Origin of the sequence: Cytophaga sp. (assembly GCF_051961495.1) — a bacterium.
Classification (GTDB): Bacteria; Bacteroidota; Bacteroidia; order Cytophagales; family Cytophagaceae; genus Cytophaga.
On record NZ_JBQCDF010000221.1, the window covers coordinates 1 to 18,309 of the forward strand.

The 18,309-nt window shown below is 42.8% G+C and carries 10 protein-coding genes and 1 pseudogene; 5 read left to right on the forward strand and 6 right to left on the reverse strand.

The window, feature by feature from the left end; genetic code table 11:
* Nucleotides 1-43 precede the first annotated feature (43 nt).
* From ACTHJT_RS12160 to ACTHJT_RS12175, 4 genes are all read left to right on the forward strand, one after another.
* Nucleotides 44-6,691, forward strand: a complete 6,648-nt coding sequence (locus tag ACTHJT_RS12160; RefSeq protein WP_440238532.1) for a glycoside hydrolase family 9 protein — start codon at nt 44-46, stop codon at nt 6,689-6,691.
* A gap of 354 nt (nt 6,692-7,045) precedes the next feature.
* Complete coding sequence (locus tag ACTHJT_RS12165) at nt 7,046-10,720, forward strand: gliding motility-associated C-terminal domain-containing protein (RefSeq protein ID WP_440238534.1); 3,675 nt, start codon at nt 7,046-7,048, stop codon at nt 10,718-10,720.
* A 53-nt stretch (nt 10,721-10,773) separates the two neighbouring features.
* On the forward strand, nt 10,774-11,016 hold the full coding sequence (locus ACTHJT_RS12170) for a hypothetical protein (protein ID WP_440238536.1): 243 nt from the start codon (nt 10,774-10,776) through the stop codon (nt 11,014-11,016).
* The gene (locus ACTHJT_RS12175) at nt 11,016-12,044 is read left to right on the forward strand and encodes a PorP/SprF family type IX secretion system membrane protein (protein WP_440238538.1); all 1,029 of its coding nucleotides are present in this window, start codon (nt 11,016-11,018) and stop codon (nt 12,042-12,044) included. The genes ACTHJT_RS12170 and ACTHJT_RS12175 overlap by 1 nt, the downstream gene beginning before the upstream one ends.
* Nucleotides 12,045-12,116: 72 nt before the next feature.
* On the opposite strand, the gene ACTHJT_RS12180 is transcribed toward ACTHJT_RS12175, so the two are convergent.
* From ACTHJT_RS12180 to nagB, 5 genes are all read right to left on the reverse strand, one after another.
* Complete coding sequence (locus tag ACTHJT_RS12180) at nt 12,117-12,989, reverse strand: pirin family protein (protein ID WP_440238540.1); 873 nt, start codon at nt 12,987-12,989, stop codon at nt 12,117-12,119.
* 74 nt (nt 12,990-13,063) lie between these two features.
* A complete protein-coding gene (locus tag ACTHJT_RS12185; RefSeq protein ID WP_440238542.1) occupies nt 13,064-13,870 on the reverse strand; it encodes an SDR family oxidoreductase in 807 nt (268 codons plus the stop codon).
* Between the two features lie 158 nt (nt 13,871-14,028).
* Nucleotides 14,029-14,325, reverse strand: a complete 297-nt coding sequence (locus ACTHJT_RS12190) for a Dabb family protein (RefSeq protein WP_440238544.1) — start codon at nt 14,323-14,325, stop codon at nt 14,029-14,031.
* Between the two features lie 52 nt (nt 14,326-14,377).
* Complete coding sequence (locus ACTHJT_RS12195; protein ID WP_440238546.1) at nt 14,378-14,572, reverse strand: YwbE family protein; 195 nt, start codon at nt 14,570-14,572, stop codon at nt 14,378-14,380.
* A 43-nt stretch (nt 14,573-14,615) separates the two neighbouring features.
* A complete protein-coding gene (gene nagB / locus ACTHJT_RS12200) occupies nt 14,616-16,529 on the reverse strand; it encodes a glucosamine-6-phosphate deaminase (RefSeq protein ID WP_440238548.1) in 1,914 nt (637 codons plus the stop codon).
* Nucleotides 16,530-16,796: 267 nt separating this feature from the next.
* Here nagB and ACTHJT_RS12205 point away from each other — a divergent pair, with 267 nt between their 5' ends.
* Nucleotides 16,797-17,897 carry an MBL fold metallo-hydrolase gene (locus ACTHJT_RS12205; RefSeq protein ID WP_440238550.1) on the forward strand — a complete coding sequence of 367 codons (1,101 nt, stop codon included), beginning with the start codon at nt 16,797-16,799 and terminating at the stop codon, nt 17,895-17,897.
* A 63-nt stretch (nt 17,898-17,960) separates the two neighbouring features.
* On the opposite strand, the pseudogene ACTHJT_RS12210 reads toward ACTHJT_RS12205, so the two are convergent.
* Nucleotides 17,961-18,309: pseudogene (locus ACTHJT_RS12210) on the reverse strand (DEAD/DEAH box helicase); the annotation flags it as partial.

Genomic DNA, 18,309 nt, shown 5'->3' on the forward strand with positions numbered 1-18,309 from the left:
CGTATATAAGACTAATTCCTGTATTATTTATAATTACCACAATATGAATCTAAAAAACGCCAAGCTATTATTAGTTAGTATTTTAGTCATTATTTCGGGCAATCTTTCTGCTCAGACACCTTATTTCACCCCAACGGAGTACAAAAAAGCGCTGTGGATGACCACACGTTTTTATGGCGGCCAGCGATCAGGTGATAATAACTGGTTATTATATAATCACTTACCTTCTGGTGTCAATGCTTCTTTAACAGGTAAAGCTTTCATTGCAGATAATGATGGCGGTTATGATTTATCCGGTGGCTGGCATGATTGCGGGGATCACGTTAAATTTGGACAGACAGAATACTATTCAGCATATATGCTTTTAAAAGGCTATGCGGAATTTCCTACCGGTTACGGAGATTTCTATGCCTACGACTACCAGGGATATAAAACAGCAGGCAACTGGACTTTTGAAGGTTCGGGCCATGCTCCCAATGGAATTCCCGATGTTTTAGATGAAGTAAAACACGCAACTGACTACTTCATCAAGTGTACAAAAAACTCTTCTACATTTTACTACCAGGTTGGTCAGGGTGGCCCGGATCACATGTTATGGGAAACGGCTGTTCAGATGCAGACACAATCTGTTGCAAATGGCGGACAAACACGTGTCGCATATAAAAACCCGAACGATGCATCTATGCCATCTTTTTGTGGAGCAGCGCTTGCGTTAATGTCTCGTTTATACAGACAATATGATGCAACATATGCAGACTTATGTTTGACTCACGCCATGTATGCGTATGATTATGCAAAGGCGCATCCGGGTGTAGCAGGTACCGGTGACGGTGGTTTCTACGGTCCGAATGATAACTGGAAAGATGACTATTCTACCATGTGTGCTGAGTTATACTGGGCAACAAATACAGCAAGCTACAAAACAGAAGCTTTATCTTTTACAATTGCATCTGCACCCGGACAAGGTTCTGATATCTGGGGAAAAAATTATGGTTTTGATTATACGAACAACGGTGATATAGCTATTTACAACCAGTTTTTATTGGGTAATACAAATGCTAAAACAGTATTGAACACCATTGTTAACACGTTCTATTTAGGAAACGTACAATCAGACGGTCAGTTTAATGGTGGTAACACAGGCTGGGGTCCTACCCGTTACAATGCCAATACAGCATTCATTGTTGCTTTATGGCAAAAAGCTTATGGAACATCTGCTACTCCGCACAAATATATTTATGATAACATCGATTACCTGTTAGGTAAAAACTCTGCGAACCAGTCATTCATTGTAGGCTTTGGCACTAAGTCTCCAAAATTCCCGCATCACAGAAACGTTTACCTGGTAGATAATAACCCTTCGGATGCTGTTAAACAAACCATGACAATACCTACTAAAAATCAGCAGTTTGGTTTAATGGTAGGTGGTTCAAGGAGTCCGGGTACATTTAGCGACAACGTAGTAAACTACCAGCATACAGAAGGCGGTATTGATTATAATGCCTGTCTGGTAGGTGTGCTTGCGTACATCAACTCTATTGTTGCGCCAGTATCACAACATCCTGTACCGAATCTTGGCGCGGATGTTTCATTGTGTGGCGTAGGTACGGTTGTATTGAAATCGAACATTGCTACAGACGGTAAAAAGACATTTACCTGGCAGAAAAACGGAACAACTGTACAGGCTGCATCAACTACAGCAAACACATATTCTGCGACAACTGCCGGAACATATACCTGTGTGCTGGATTCTGCAGGCAAGTGGTCAACGAGTGATGATATTGTTGTAACAGCAACATTACCGGCTGTTAATTTAGGTTCGGCGGTGCAGTTGTGTAACCCGGCTACGGCAACCTTAGACATTGGTGCTACAGGAACAGGCTATACCTATCAATGGAAAAAGAACAGTACGGTTATATCCGGAGCAACTTCGAAAACATATGTAGTGTCTTCTGCCGGAACATATACAGGAACATTAAGCGCTACCGGTTGTACTTCGACATCAGGCAGCATTGTTGTTACTTCTTCCCTGCCGACTGCAGGTCATGATACCTTATGCGCTGCCGGAGCGGCGAGTCTTACGATTACAGGTTCAGGCGGCCCGTACCAATGGTATTCTGCAGCAACAAACGGTACCTTATTAACGACAGGCAACAGTTACAATCCTAATGTAACTGCAAATACAACTTATTATGTTCAGGATGGAAGCTCTGTAAATGTTACAGCAGGTCCTTCTTCTGCAAGCAATCCTTTAACAAGCGGTGCAAACGGAGGAAGTGTTGGTTTCCGTTTCACGGCAGCAAAAGCATTTACGATCACACAGATGAAAGTATTGCCTTTTGTATACAGCTGTGCCGGTGATAACGTATTTGTAAAATTTGATTTGATTCAGAACGGAACAACATTAGCTTCATATACTTCCGCAAACGTTGTATGTACAGGCGTACAGAGTGGTTCTCCATTCAATACATTCTACACGATTACCTTCCCTACCCCGATATCGATTCCGGCAGCAGGTAACTATACACTAACACCAAGCGGCGGTAATGCATTGGTTTTATTTTCCGGCGGTGCAAACTTTACAACCATGGATGCCGCAGGTGTGATGGATATTACGGATGATACCCGTGATGATATGGCAAACTCTTTCCCTGGTATCTTTGATATTAACATTCAGGCTGGTTCTGCTTGTGCAAGAACACCGGTATATGCAATCATTGACCCGGCATATCCAAATTGTTCAGCGGCTAAAACCGATCAGACAATTACATTCGGAGCAATTACAGCTAAAAAATATGGTGATCCGAACTTTACCTTAGCAGCAACAGCTTCTTCAGGCCTGGCAGTAACCTATACAAGCAGCAACCCAGCAGTAGCAACAGTAACAAGCGCTGGTGTAGTAACCATCGTTGGTGTAGGATCTACTGTTATTACAGCGAACCAGGCTGGTAATGCCACATACAATGCGGCAACTGCGGTTACACAAACATTAGTGGTTGGTAAGGCAGATCAGACCATTACATTTGGTACAATCACCGCTAAAACAGTTGGTGATCCGAACTTTACCTTAGCAGCAACCGCTTCTTCAAACCTGGCGGTGACGTACACAAGCAGCAATCCTGCAGTTGCAACGGTAACAAGTGCGGGTGTGGTAACAATTGTTGGTGCAGGTTCTACAGTAATTACAGCGAACCAGGCAGGCAATACAAATTATAATGCTGCTACTGCTGTTACGCAGACGTTAGTAGTAAATAAAGCAAATCAGACCATTACATTCGGGGCAATTACAGCTAAAAAATATGGTGATCCGAACTTTACTTTAACAGCAACAGCCTCTTCAGGTTTAGCGGTAACTTATACAAGCAGCAACCCGGCAGTAGCAACGGTAACAAGCGCTGGTGTAGTAACAATCGTTGGCCCGGGCTCTACAGTAATTACAGCAAGCCAGGCAGGAAATGCAAATTATAATGCCGCAACAGATGTTACGCAAACATTGGTTGTAAGCAAAGCTGATCAGACAATTACTTTCGCTGCGATTGCAGCAAAAGCTGTAGGTGATCCGAACTTTACATTAACAGCAACCGCTTCTTCAGGCCTGGCAGTAACCTATACAAGCAGCAATCCTGCGGTAGCAACGGTAACAAGCGCTGGTGTAGTAACAATCGTTGGCCCGGGCTCTACAGTAATTACTGCAAGCCAGGCAGGAAATGCAAATTATAACGCTGCAACGGATGTTACGCAGACATTGGTGGTTGGAAAGGCAAATCAAACGATTACATTCGGCGCAATTACATCAAAAGTAGTTGGCGACCCGAGCTTCACGTTAACAGCAACCGCTTCTTCAGGTTTAGCAGTAACCTATACAAGCAGCAACCCTGCGGTAGCAACGGTAACAAGCGCTGGTGTAGTAACCATCGTTGGCGTAGGTTCTACAGTAATCACTGCGAGTCAGTCAGGTAACGCAAATTATAATGCAGCTACATCTGTAACACAGACATTAATAGTTGGAAAGGCAAACCAGACAATCACGTTCGGTGCAATTCCTTCAAAAGTAGTTGGTGATCCGAGCTTCACGTTAACAGCAACCGCTTCTTCAGGTTTAGCAGTAACCTATACAAGCAGCAACCCTGCGGTAGCAACGGTAACAAGCGCTGGTGTGGTAACCATCGTTGGCGCAGGTTCTACAGTAATTACAGCAAGCCAGTCAGGTAATGCAAACTATAATGCAGCTACATCTGTAACACAGACATTGATCGTTGGAAAGGCAGACCAGACGATTTCGTTCGGTGCAATTCCTTCAAAAGTAGTTGGTGACCCGAGCTTTACATTAACAGCAACCGCTTCTTCAGGCCTGGCAGTAACCTATACAAGCAGCAACCCTGCGGTAGCAACGGTGACAAGCGCTGGTGTGGTAACCATCGTGGGTGCAGGTTCTACAGTAATCACAGCGAGTCAGGCAGGTAATGCTAATTACAATGCAGCAACCTCAGTAACACAAACATTTGTGGTTACCTCTCCTGCTAAAACAAACCAGACAATCACATTCGGAGCAATACCTGCTAAAGTTGTTGGTGATGCGAGCTTTACATTAACAGCAACCGCTTCTTCAGGTTTAGCGGTAACCTATACAAGCAGCAACCCTGCGGTAGCAACAGTAACAAGTGCTGGTGTGGTAACCATTGTAGGGGCTGGTACTACAGTAATTACAGCAAACCAGGCTGGTAATGCTACTTACAATGCTGCTCCTTCTGTTACACAAAATTTAGTGGTCACTAAAAAGACTCAGACAGTAACATTTGATCCGATCACAGGAACGAAAGTTTATGGCGATCCGGCATTCCAGCTTACTTCTTCTTCGTCCTCAGGTTTGCCTATTACATATACTTCCAGCGATCCTTCTGTAGCAACTGTATCGAGTTCAGGTGTAGTTACAATTGTTGGCGCTGGTACGGTAACGATTACAGCAACACAAGCGGGCGACGGAACATATGCTTCGACTTCTTCGACACAGACATTGGTTGTTGGCAAAGCAAACCAGACGATAACGTTTGGCGCCATACCTTCAAAAGCCGTTGGCGATCCGAATTTTACCTTAACAGCAACAGCTTCTTCAGGCCTGGCAGTAACCTATACAAGCAGCAACCCTGCAGTAGCAACTGTAACAAGCGCTGGTGTTGTAACCATCGTTGGTGCAGGTTCTACAGTAATCACAGCAAGCCAGGCAGGCAATTCGAATTATAATTCAGCAACGACTGTTACACAAACATTGGTTGTAACAACTCCTGCTAAAACAAACCAAACAATCACGTTTGGAGCAATTCCTTCAAAAGTTGTTGGTGATCCGAACTTCACATTGACAGCAACTGCTTCTTCAGGCCTGGCAGTAACCTATACAAGTAGTAACCCTGCTGTAGCAACGGTAACAAGCGCGGGTGTTGTAACTATCGTGGGTGCAGGTTCTACTATTATTACGGCAAGCCAGGCTGGTAATGCTACTTACAATGCAGCACCTTCTGTTACACAAACATTGGTTGTTAGTAATCCTGCAAAACAGGATCAGACAATTACTTTCGGAGCTATACCGGCTAAAGTAGTTGGCGATCCAAGCTTCACATTAAGCGCAACAGCTTCGTCCGGCTTAGGGGTAACGTACACGAGCAGCAATCCTGCCGTAGCAACGGTATCAAGTGCCGGTGTGGTAACCATTGTAGGTGCTGGTTCTACCGTGATTACAGCAAATCAGGCTGGTAATGCAACATACAATGCTGCTCCATCTGTAACGCAGACATTGGTTGTAACCAGCCCTTCAAAAACGAACCAAACGATCACCTTCGGAGCTATACCTGCAAAAACTACCAGCGATGCTTCCTTTACATTGGGTGCAACGGCTTCCTCTGGCTTAGCGGTGACTTATACAAGCAGCAACCCTGCTGTAGCAACGGTATCAAGCTCAGGTGTGGTAACAATTGTAGGACCTGGTATGACAGTGATTACTGCAAGTCAGGCAGGTAATGCAACATATAATGCGGCTGAAGATGTTCAGCAAACACTAACAGTGACCAGTCCAACAGTTACATCATATCTGCAGGTATTAGACGGAACAATTATTCAACCTAATAATGGAACAGCATTAGCTGTTGGCAAAAATGCATTGAACGTAGCAACCAATGCATTTACAGTCATCGTGAAGAATATTGGTACGACAAATATCAGCATCAGCAGTATTGCAGCTTCACCAGGATTTACGGCAACGCAAATCTTCCCTGCCGGCGCAATCTTACCAAATCAGACAGCAACGTTTACAGTAACTGGTATTCCAACAAGTGAAACAGTTCCTACATATGGTTCAATCGTAATTACAAGTAATGATCCGGGCTCTCCGTTCACATTGAATGTATCAGTGAGCGTAGGTACACCAACAGGTACAAAAGCAGCTTTATCTGCTGCTGCAATTGAATTGTTCCCGAACCCTACAGCAACGGTTTCATCTCTTGAATTCAACGGAAACTTTGACAACGTAGCTGTGACGGTGTATGCAGCAGACGGCAATCGTGTAGCAGAACAAAAATTAGGTTCAATGTCTCTGAATGCTACAAAAGAAATAAACGTGGGAGAACTTCCTGCCGGTATCTATTTTGTAGAGATCAACACCGATCAGGGTATGTTGGTGAAACGCTTGATCAAGCAATAAGAATAACTCAGATAAAAATTTAAAAAGACTGTAGCGATACAGTCTTTTTTTTACGCTTATCTTCGGCCGTTTTTATTTTGTTAGTGATGAAACCTATAAGATTTTTCTACTTGATAAGTCAGCTCATAAAGCTTCAGAAGAAGTATAAATAAGAACTTCTGCTTTCCTGTCAAATCTTTACAGGTTTGTTTTTATTCACAATAAATCCATCTATATAATTAAAAAACGGTTCAGTACGGGCAGTGAATAAAAAGGTAAACAATTCCGTTACCTTTTTCATTTTTAAATCTATTAGTTGGCTAAAGATGTTTAATTCCAATTAATTGATTTCAGATGAGCTGTGAATTTAACTTTTTGCGGAAACATAGAACTGAGCGAATCATCGGGGAAGATTCTTTCAGTATACTGTCAATTTTAAAAAAATCTTTCAAACTCCTTCTTTTTATCATTCCTTTTTTTTCATATGCAGTTGGTTTTGCTGAAGGAACAAAAGAACTCCGGCCGACATCAGCTGACTTTGGTTTTCTGCAGATCTATGATCGCGGAAGAGTATTTGCAACCTACAATGCACCGGCGGTAAACCGCTTGAATATTCATATCTGCACGGCAGGTGAAAAAATATTCTTCGGATTTAAACAACCCGACAATGATGTTTATTTCAGATTAAAAGATCCATCAGGCAATATAGTTATTGCGGCGCAAGCCTTGCCAACGTCGGGTGCCGGATTTATTTCAACCTATAATCAGGCCGTAGCCGGGCCAGCACAGATTGTTGGGGCTGCGGGATACAATGCCATGAGTTATACTTCACTGGTGGCGGGCGATTATTATCTGGAATTCAATACTGGCTCTGCTGTTACTTTACCTGCCAATCCTGCGAATGGAAACGCACAACGTATTTTTGATCTCTTTGATGTAACGGTGGTTGACGGTACTACCATTAAACCGGGAAGATTGTGGTCGTATTCCTGGGACATCAACACACAGGCAACAACAAATCCTTTTACAGCGAAAATGTATATACTGTCAAAAGACAGTATTGTTACTTCCATTGATTTTAATGGTATGCAGCCCTATGGCGCAGTAATCACGGCCAATTCCACCGGACTTTCCAATACCGGAAATTTAGTTGTTGACCGTGCCAGTAAGATCGGTGACTTTTCTTCTCCGGAATATAAGATTTTTTTGAATGATCCGGATCATGCCTGTTTTCCGACAGGTGTGTTTGGAAGTATCATTGCTCCTACTGTTGTTACAGGGTGTGACCCGGCCAACAGATGTATTAATATTACTGTAAATAAAGCCGGAAAAACAGAGATCGTGCTTGACCTCAATGGTACCTCGGGTTTTCAGCCGAATACTGCCGACAGGCTGATTATTGCAGATGTAGTAAAAGGTGTCAATTGCGTAACCTGGGATAGTAAAGATGGCTTGGGAAATGTTATTACTACAGCCAGTGGTATACCGCTTGAAGTAAATTACCTGAATGGAATTACGCATTTACCTTTGTATGATGTAGAAGCTAATCCGGATGGATACATGGTAGAACTGGTACGTCCGGCTGGGGCAAAGCCAAGCTTGTACTGGGATGACTCGGCGATTACAGCTGGTACAGCGATTGACGGAAAAGTAAATCTAACCGGATGCTCCAATGCAAGCGGCTGTCATAAATGGAAGTCGAGAGGAAACAATTCCTCAGCAGAAACAATTAATACCTGGTGGTATCCTAATATTGTGAAAGACCAGCTTACCTTCAACATGCCGGATGTAAGGGCCGATGCGGATAAAAGAAATACCGTGGGATTACCAAACGACAGTCTGGTATGTGAATACATTTCAGGTTTTCAACTAAGTGCTGCTGTACAAAATTCTCCCGGCGGTACATGGACCGGTGGCAACGGCAGCTTCTCTCCTTCCCGTAATGTACTGAATCCAGTGTACACGCCTACTACAGATGAACGTATGCAAGGCAGTATTAAATTATACCTGACCTCACTCCCGGTTGGTGTTTGTCCGGTTGCCAAAGATTCTGCCCGGATATTTTTTGAAAAAGCTCCTGTAATTAATGCAGGAAAAGATAGCGTTATCTGTTCATCTAATAATACGATCCAGCTAAAAGCGACAATAAGCAATGCGTTTACAGGCATCTGGACCGGCGGTAACGGAACATTTAATACAGCAACAAATAAAAATGCTGTGTATACATTTGCTGCTGCGGATATAACAGCAGGCAGCATTGATCTGGTCTTCACTTCTACCGGTGTAAGATTATGTCCGCAGGAAGATGATACCATACATATCTCGTATACCAGCCCCCCTGTTATTGATGCCGGTTTGCCTGTTACTATCTGTTTTGGTAAAGACACGGAATCTATCACCGCTACCGGTGATCCTGCAGCTGCTTATCAGTGGACCGGCGGCAACGGAATGTTCAGTGATGATAATCAATTAACATCTGTGTATACCTTTGCTGCTTCGGAAAAGAATGTAACAGCGATCAAAACCATTCAATTAACCTTAACGGCTTCCAAAGGTGTTTGTCCGGATGTGACCGATCTTCTTACCATTACTGTTTTTCCTAAACCAGATGTGTATGCTGGTAATGATACTTTGATCTGTGCTGCTACTGCCTATACCTTATCTGGCAGCAGTACCGCTGCATCGGCATTCAGCTGGTATACTTATCCAGGTAATACAATACTCTCCACACAGCAGACAGCCCTGTTACCGGCAATTACAGCAAGTGGTTCTTATATACTGAAGGCTACAGACGCAAATAGCTGTATGAATACAGATACGGTTTTTGTTGATGTGTATCAGTTACCGGCGTTAAATCCGGGCGGACCTTATTGCTTTGAAAATGGTTTAACCATAGATGCCCATGCGACATCGGTCCCTGCTGTTCCTGCGATCTACAGCTGGCTGCAGGATAATGAAGTGCTTTTAACCGGAGCTGCTGCTACTACATTTCATGTGCCAACGGCTGGTACATATACGCTGAATTATAAAACTACCGGTTGCAGCAAAGATGCAGTTGTTGAGATTCTGCCTAAACCTGTCTTAACAACACCTGACTCTTTATTTGCCTGTGACGGAAGCATGATGACACTCGTAACTACTGTTCGTTCCAGTTCAACGTATGAATGGTTTGACCGGAATAAACAAAGTATTCATACAGGGAATTCTACACAAGTAGCAGCTATGTTGACTCCTGCATTATATTATGTAGAAGAAACAGATGTAAACGGTTGCACCAACCTGGATAGCCTTGTTGCCGCAGGTACACCTCTTCCATTGATTACCATCAGTGATGCGGAAATTTGTGCGGATTCCGTTGCTATTTTGGATGCTACTCCCGGTAACATTGCCGGAGTCTTTGTTTCTTCCCTGCGTTACGAATGGAAATATCAGCATGCTGTTGTTTCAACAAGCAATAAATATACGACTAGCGTTCCGGGTACTTATGAGGTGAAGGTGTCTCTCGGCGGCTGTATTGCTCAGGAAACTGCCGGAGTAACTGTTCATGAATTACCGGTTTCAACCCTGCCACCTGAATTTGTCTTTTGTTTTGACAATGCTGCTTCGCTGGAACTAAATGGAGGCACAGAAACCTCTTATAAGTGGTTTCCGGGTAATGAAACGACGCAAATTATACAGGTAAAATCCCCTGGAATCTACGAAATTGAGCTGAAAAATGCGTTTATGTGTACCGTGAAGGCCCAAACACTGATCCAGGAAGTATGCAAACCGAGCTTGTTCGTATCAAGTGCTTTTTCCCCAAATAATGATAAAATAAATGATTTATATGAAATATTTGAAAAACATGTCGTAAATTATACAATGACCATATTCAACCGCTGGGGAGAAGTGATTTTTGTATCCCGGGATAAAGCTGTTTTTTGGGATGGGACATACAAGGGTGAAGTTATGCCGCTTGGAGTGTACCCGTACATTATTCAATACGAGGGGGATTCGGAAGAATACAAGGGTCCATACATACTTGAAGGAAGTGTAACATTAGTTAAGTAATGTCTATGAAAAAACTTTTACTGATAGGTATTATTGGAATATGCTTTTCGTGTATGAAAGAAACATACCGGACAGATAAGGCCAACAAGCTGGATGAAAAAGCCAAGCGTGCGCATCACTTTCATGCCAAACAAGCTCATGTTTTGACAAGTGAAAATCTTGAGAAAAGAGAGTCGAATGTAAAAAAAGCTACCAAACGATCTGCGAAACAACAGGAAGAATTAAATGCAGCCAACGCTAAAACCAGCAAGGCGATGAAAAAGAAAAAGTTTTCCGGGGAGTTTAATTTCTACTGATGAGTACAAAAATACGATACACTTTGTTTACGGTTCTGCTTACTGCTATCTGTTTTAAAAGCAGTGCTCAGGATTATCAGTTTTCGCAATTTTATGCAAACATTCTGTATTTGAATCCTGCATTTGCCGGCAGTGCTCATAAGAACCGTGTGATTCTCCACCAACGTCTTCAATGGCCTGCATTGGACGCCCGTTACACAACTTCGGTTGCTTCGTATGACCGGTTTTTCGCAAAGGCAAATAGCGGTGTAGGTGTTATTGTTACCAGAGATGTACAGGGCGGTACCAATTTAACTTCTACTGATATCAACCTTCAATATTCTTATGAACTTCCAATCAGCAACAAATACACATTCCGTGCAGGACTGCAGGGAGGCTTTGTATCAAGGAACATCAATTATGCTGCACTGACTTTTCCGGATCAGTTTTCTGTTAATGGACCTACCAATACTGCTACGCAAGAGCCTTTTGGTGCTGAAAAGAAAAATTATCTGGACCTTTCTTCGGGTGGTGTATTCTATTCAGAAAAGCTTTGGGTGAGCCTGGCCTATGCGCATATGAATACTCCGAACCAGTCGTTTTATGGAGATAACAGCCCATTGCCAGTAAAAATCAGTGTTACAGGAGGCTATCGTTTTGAATTGAACCGGCATACATTTGCCAATGCATTAATCGATAAAAGAAAAAATTATCTTATTCCAACCTTTCATTATAAGTCACAAGGTAAGTCGGATCAGCTGGATCTGGGTGTTTATGCATTGTTTGGAGATATCATGCTGGGTACTTGGTACAGAGGGATTCCGATTAAAAATTATTCGAGCAACATGATCAATAATGAATCGATGGTTTTCCTGATTGGTTATAAATATAAAATGCTGAGCGCCGGATACAGCTACGATTTTACTGTTTCAAAATTAACGAAAGCCAAGACCGGCGGTGCACACGAATTCAACCTGACTATTTTGTTCGGAGACCCTGCTCCTAAGAAAAAGAAAATGAGAAAAATTCCGTGTCCTGATTTTGATTAAATCTCTTAATTAACCGCAAAATGGCGTAACATTTTTTCGCAGTGAACGCTAAATCCGCTTTTAGAATTTAATTTAAAACACAGGCAAGGGTACAAATTCTGTTTCACCCGGAACAGGCGGAAATTTTTGTGCTGTCCAATCTGCTTTTGCTTTTTCAATCGTGGCTTTGTCACTGGCCACAAAATTCCAGTATATAAAACGTTCCTCCGGAAATGCTTCCCCGCCGAAAATGTAAACAGTTGTTCCGGCAGTCATTTCAAAAGAACATAATTTACTGTCGTTTGAAATTAAAATATGTTTGGGTTCAAATGTATTGCCATCACTTATCACACTGCCTTCAAGAATATACAATGCGCTCTCGCCAAACAAACTTTCGCCTATGGAAATGGTTTTATGACTTGAGGTTTTGATTTCAATCATAAACAGCGGACTATAAACGTTCACCGGAGATTTTTTTCCAAAGGCCTCGCCTGCAATCAATTTATAGGAGACCCCATCTTCTTCCCAGGCAGGTATATCTTTCTCTTCCACATGCATGAATGTTGGTTCCATAAATTCCAACGCTTTGGGAAGTGCCACCCAGATCTGCAGGCCATGCAGCGTTTTTGTTGTATGGCGTAAATAATCCGGTGTTCTTTCTGAATGCACAATTCCTTTTCCGGCGGTCATCCAATTAACAGCACCGGGTGTAATATCTATGTTTGTACCGAGACTGTCTTTATGGGTAATACTTCCTTCAAACAAAAACGTTAAAGTTGAAAGTCCGATGTGCGGATGAGGCGGCACATCCAGATTCTCCTGTGCTTGCAGGTATGCAGGCCCCATGTGGTCGATAAAAGCAAACGGACCCACCATTCTCTTTTCCCTGAATGGCAGCAAACGTCCTACCATAAAATTACCGATGTTCGCTGAACGCTCTTCAATGATGAGTTGTATGTTTGACATGAGAATGGATTTTATTTTCAATGAAGATATTATTTTTTAGGTAAACCGGAAAATAAATACGGGGATTAAAAATATCACCCATTAGCTGCAAAGCCCGGGTAACAGGTCATACCCCCGTCTATAAACAACGAGGTCCCGTGAACATAATCCGAATCATCGGAAGCCAGCCATACAGCTGCATTGCCGATATCTTCCGTTTCGCCTACACGTTTATAGGGAATCAGCTTTAATAATTTCTCTTCGGCTTCAGGGCTTTCCCAGGCAGGCCTGTTAATGGGTGTTTTGATTGCACCCGGTGCGATGCTGTTGATCCGGATTTTTAATTCACCTAATTCCTGTGCCATGGATTTCATCAGCATGAGTACACCACCTTTGGATGCTGCATAATTTGCATGTCCGGCCCAGGGGATAACTTCATGTACAGAGCTGATGCAAATAATTTTACCCAGTGCCTTTGAAATTTCAGGCCTTGCTCCTCTTCTGATAAATTCCCGTACTGCTTCGCGCGCACATAAAAACTGTCCGGTTAGGTTTACGTTAATCACCCTGTTCCATTGATCAAGAGTCATGTCAACAAACGCAGCATCCTGCTGCAGGCCGGCGTTATTCACTAAGATATCAATGGTACCAAAATGATTGATTGCCTGTCTGAACATTTCCTGTACTTCTTTTTCATCGCCTACATTAGCCTGATATGTGATCGCTGAAGAACCAGCTGCTGTAATCTGTTCGGCAACCTCTTCGGCCGCTTCCTTATTTGAATGATAGTTTACAACAATAGCCGCACCGCTGGCTGACATCTTTAAGGCAATACCTTTTCCTATACCGGAGTCTGCACCGGTAATCAGAGCAGTCTGCCCTTTTAATTTAAAATCTGACATGTAAATGTATAGCTTGGTTTATAGAAGATAAAAAATAATTCTGAATAAAGGAAGTCATTCTATTGTTAGCAACATCAGATATGCAGGGAGTATCTATGATTCAGGGGTTGAGTGGATAAAAATAAAAAATCCCCTGATCGGAACCAGGGGACTTTTTGTTACTGTGCATCGTAGATTACCACTTTGTCGAAGAACACTCTGAACTCTTCCAGGAATGCCTTGTGCAGCGGATGTACCTGGTATACATCGTGTCCTGCCAGGTCATCAAATAATATTAATAATGAAAAGGTATAGGTTGTATCAACAACGGCACGTTCGATGGGAGCCGGCGTACCGATATATAAACCTTTTACGGTTTCAACACCTTTTAATGTTTCTAAACTTTTACGGAATGCGTTTTTTTGTTCGGTTGTGGTATCGGCTTTCAGCCAGAATAATACGTGGTGACTAAGCATTTAAATTGAATATGTTAATGATAATAAACTCCGTAAAGATACAAATTCTTCTTTATTCTAAAATTTCCTGTACCCGCCCGATCTGTCCGTCTTCCAGGCGAACCTTAATGCCTCTGTGATGCTTTGGAACACTGGTTAACAGGTCTTTGACAATGCCTTCGGTCCGGATGCCTGTCTTCTGATCTTTTTTCAACACAATGCTTACTTTTGTTCCGCGGGTGATGTTTGCACGAATTCTTCCGTCCATGATAACTGATTCAATATTTTTTAATTTGATTGGAAGCCTACGGTTATATCAACGTACCATCCCACTTTACAAAAGCTTCAATCGCTTCGTATTCGGGTAGGCCGAGATTGTTGTAAGTATTGGCTGTAGCCCGGTTACGGTCTTCGGCGCGTTGCCAGAACTCACGTGGATCGGCACCCGGAAACATCGGTGCATCTTTCTGCGATTGATGTTTGAAGATCCCGCGGCGCTTGCGCATCAGTTCATCCGGACTTAAGGGTATTGCCATTTCAATCTGGTCAATATCCCACTCCTGCCATGCACCTCTGTATAACCATACCCGGCAGTCTTTCATCCAGTCTTCGTATTTCAATTCATCCAATGCCAGGAAGATTGCTTTCAGGCATACGCGGTGTGTGCCATGTGGATCAGATAAGTCGCCGGCTGCGAAGATCTGTTGCGGTCTCAGTTCCTGTAACAGATTTTTTACACAATCAATATCTGCTCTGCCGATCGGATTCTTTTTTACCAAACCCGTTTCATAGAAAGGCATGTCAAGGAAATGCGCGTTCGCATCGGGAATCCCCACGTAACGGCAGGTTGCCTTGGCTTCACCTCTGCGGATCAGACCTTTTATTTTCATTACAGCCGGAGGATCAATTTCACCCGGCTTTTTGTTTTTCAATGTTTCTACAATGTTTTTAAATGCCGCTGTCGTTGTATCTTCTCCTTCGTGCAGGAAGTGATTATAGTCGGTTGCAAAATCTGCGAAACGAATGACATCTTCATCGTATACAGCAATGTTGCCCGAAGTCTGGTAAGCAACATGTACGTCATGCCCCTGATCTACCAAACGGATAAAGGTTCCCCCCATAGAGATGATGTCATCATCCGGATGCGGACTGAAGATCAACGCACGCTTCGGAAACGGAAAGGCACGCTCGGGCCTGTTGCTGTCGTCGGTATTGGGCTTGCCTCCCGGCCAGCCAGTGATCGTCTTTTGCAACAGATTGAATATTTCAATGTTGATGTTATATGCCGGACCGTAACCTGCTACCAGTTCAGAAAGGCCGTGTTCATTATAATCTCTATCCGTTAATTTTAGGATAGGCTTTCCAACAGTCGTACTCAGCCATACGGTTGCGCGTTTGCGGGCCTTCTCATCCCAGTATACGCTGCCTACCAGCCAGGGTGTTTTAATGCGTGTAAGTTCTGCTGAAGACGCTGTATCCAGTATAACGCCAACGTTGGCGTGTGTTTGCAGAAAGGTTGCCGGAATAGATTCCGTTATTTTTCCTTCAACAGTTTTTTTAATGATCTGTGCTTTACCTTCGCCCCAGGCCATTAATATAATGCGCTTGGCTTTGAAGATCGTACCTATCCCCATGGTGATGGCTGTTCTCGGTACATGCTCCTCTCCGAAGAAATCACTCGCAGCGTCAATACGTGTTACGTGATCAAGAGTAATTAAACGTGTTGTTGAGTCCAGGCGTGAACCAGGTTCATTAAAACCAATATGGCCCGTACGACCGATCCCTAAAAGCTGCACATCAAGTCCGCCTAAGGAATCAATCTTTGCATCGTAGTTTTTACAGAATTCTTCAATCTGTTCTTTCGGGATTGTACCATTCGGAATATTTACGTTTTCCTTTGGTATATCAATATGATCGAATAAATATTCCCACATAAAGCGAACATAGCTTTGCAGCGCGGTCCAGTCGATCGGGTAATATTCATCAAGGTTGAATGTAATCACATTGTAAAAGCTCAGGCCCTCTTCGCGGTGCATGCGGATCAATTCTGCATACACCCCTTTGGGTGTAGAACCTGTTGCAAGACCCAATACGCAATGCCTGCCTTCTGCCTGGCGCTGGCGGATTATATCAGCAAGTTCACGGGCAACGGCTTGCGAAGCCTGGTCGGCTGTGTTGTATATTGTAGTGTGTAACTGTTCGAAGTTTCTGTTTATAATGTCCATATAGATGAATACTTAGCTGTGTAAATTAACAAGAAAAACGGAATGTGAAAAATTTAGTGGTCAGTAGTCAGTATTTAGTAGTCAGTTAAATATGAATCGGGTGGAATAGTTTTTAATAATTATCAAGCATTTATTAAAAAAATAATAAGCCATTATGTTTTCACTGACTGCTGTTAACTGTCTACTGACAACTTTTTTCTCCTTATTACAATATATTTGCCCTATGCACGACTTACAGATATGAATATAAAACGAATAAAGAAACCCATGCTTATTACCTTACTGATTATTGCTGTAGCAGCAATAGGTATTTATATATTTCTTCAATCAGCTCCCTTTGGAAGCTCCCCATCTAATGCACGCTTAGAACGAATCAAAAAATCTCCGAATTATAAAGACGGCGTATTTCAGAATCTTTCCCCTACACCAGTGATGGCAGATGATGCATCTTATGTAGATATGATCAGAAAGCAGTTCTCCGGCGATTCGGCCCGCGAACCGGACAAACCCATACCCGGTATAAAAAGAGATTTGTCTGTCATTATCTCTGAAAAACCAGTAATTACCTGGTTTGGCCATTCAACTTATTTAATTCAGACCGGTGGAAAAAATATTTTAATTGATCCGGTTTTCAGCGTGAGTACTTCGCCGGTACAATTTGTAGGGAATAAAAAATACCAGGGCACGGAAATATATTCTCCGGCAGATTTTCCGCTGATTGATTATTTGATTCTTTCCCATGACCATTATGATCATCTGGATTATCAGACAACACTTGATATGAAATCAAAAGTACGTTCTTATTATATGCCTTTGGGTGTTGGTTCACATCTGGAATCCTGGGGAATTGATACGACTAAATTAACCGAGCTTGACTGGTGGCAGGAGACCAATCTGGGTGATGGTTATAAACTGGTATGCCTGCCTGCCCGTCATTTCTCCGGCCGCAGTATAACAGACCGTGGTAAGACTTTGTGGGCATCATACTTATTGATTACTCCTACTCATAAAATTTATATCGGCGGTGATTCCGGTTATGATACGCACTTTAAACAGATCGCAGAAAAATATGGACCGGTCGATATTGCCTTTCTTGAATCCGGGCAATACAATGCTTACTGGCCGTATATTCATATGATGCCGGAGGAAACCGTGCAGGCAAGCAAAGATCTGCAGGCAAAAGTATTACTGCCGGTACATTGGGGTAAGTATACATTGGCTTTGCATCCGTGGGATGAACCGGTTAACCGTTTGACACGTGAAGCGGCTAAACAGCAGGTAACAGTTACTACACCTATGATTGGCGAACCGGTGATATTGGATAGTATATTGCCTGCCGGTAAATGGTGGCTGGATCAGAAGAAATAAGCCTCTTAAAATAACGTAAAAAAAATATCCCGATCCCGATAGCTATCGGGATCGGGATATTTTTTATTGTGGTGCATTTCCTTTTTTTATAATGGTATGCTTTACATGTTCTTTCTTTTGATGATTCTCTTTTACATTCGCATGTGGCTTTGAATGTTGGGAGTTTCCTTTTTTCTTTTTGTTGTTATTGAAAGCCTTGTTATACTTTGGCTTTTTCTCCGGTTCATAGGCAGGGCCTTCGCCTATTTCAACCGGTATGGTTAATTTGGGGATTTCTCTTCCGATCAGGTTTTCGATCTGCAGAAACTTATACTGGTCAGCATCACTGATGAATGTAATCGCGGTACCTGTTGTGGCAGCCCTTGCCGTACGGCCAATGCGGTGAATATAATTTTCAGCGTCCCCGGGAACT

Bases quoted from the DNA above. Each gene is read 5' to 3' on its own strand.
- ACTHJT_RS12160 (WP_440238532.1), top strand. From the start codon at position 44: ATGAATCTAAAAAACGCCAAGCTATTATTAGTTAGTATTTTAGTCATT.
- ACTHJT_RS12170 (WP_440238536.1), top strand. From the start codon at position 10,774: ATGAAAGAAACATACCGGACAGATAAGGCCAACAAGCTGGATGAAAAA.
- ACTHJT_RS12175 (WP_440238538.1), top strand. From the start codon at position 11,016: ATGAGTACAAAAATACGATACACTTTGTTTACGGTTCTGCTTACTGCT.
- ACTHJT_RS12180 (WP_440238540.1), bottom strand. From the start codon at position 12,989: ATGTCAAACATACAACTCATCATTGAAGAGCGTTCAGCGAACATCGGT.
- ACTHJT_RS12185 (WP_440238542.1), bottom strand. From the start codon at position 13,870: ATGTCAGATTTTAAATTAAAAGGGCAGACTGCTCTGATTACCGGTGCA.
- ACTHJT_RS12190 (WP_440238544.1), bottom strand. From the start codon at position 14,325: ATGCTTAGTCACCACGTATTATTCTGGCTGAAAGCCGATACCACAACC.
- ACTHJT_RS12195 (WP_440238546.1), bottom strand. From the start codon at position 14,572: ATGGACGGAAGAATTCGTGCAAACATCACCCGCGGAACAAAAGTAAGC.
- nagB (WP_440238548.1), bottom strand. From the start codon at position 16,529: ATGGACATTATAAACAGAAACTTCGAACAGTTACACACTACAATATAC.
- ACTHJT_RS12205 (WP_440238550.1), top strand. From the start codon at position 16,797: ATGCTTATTACCTTACTGATTATTGCTGTAGCAGCAATAGGTATTTAT.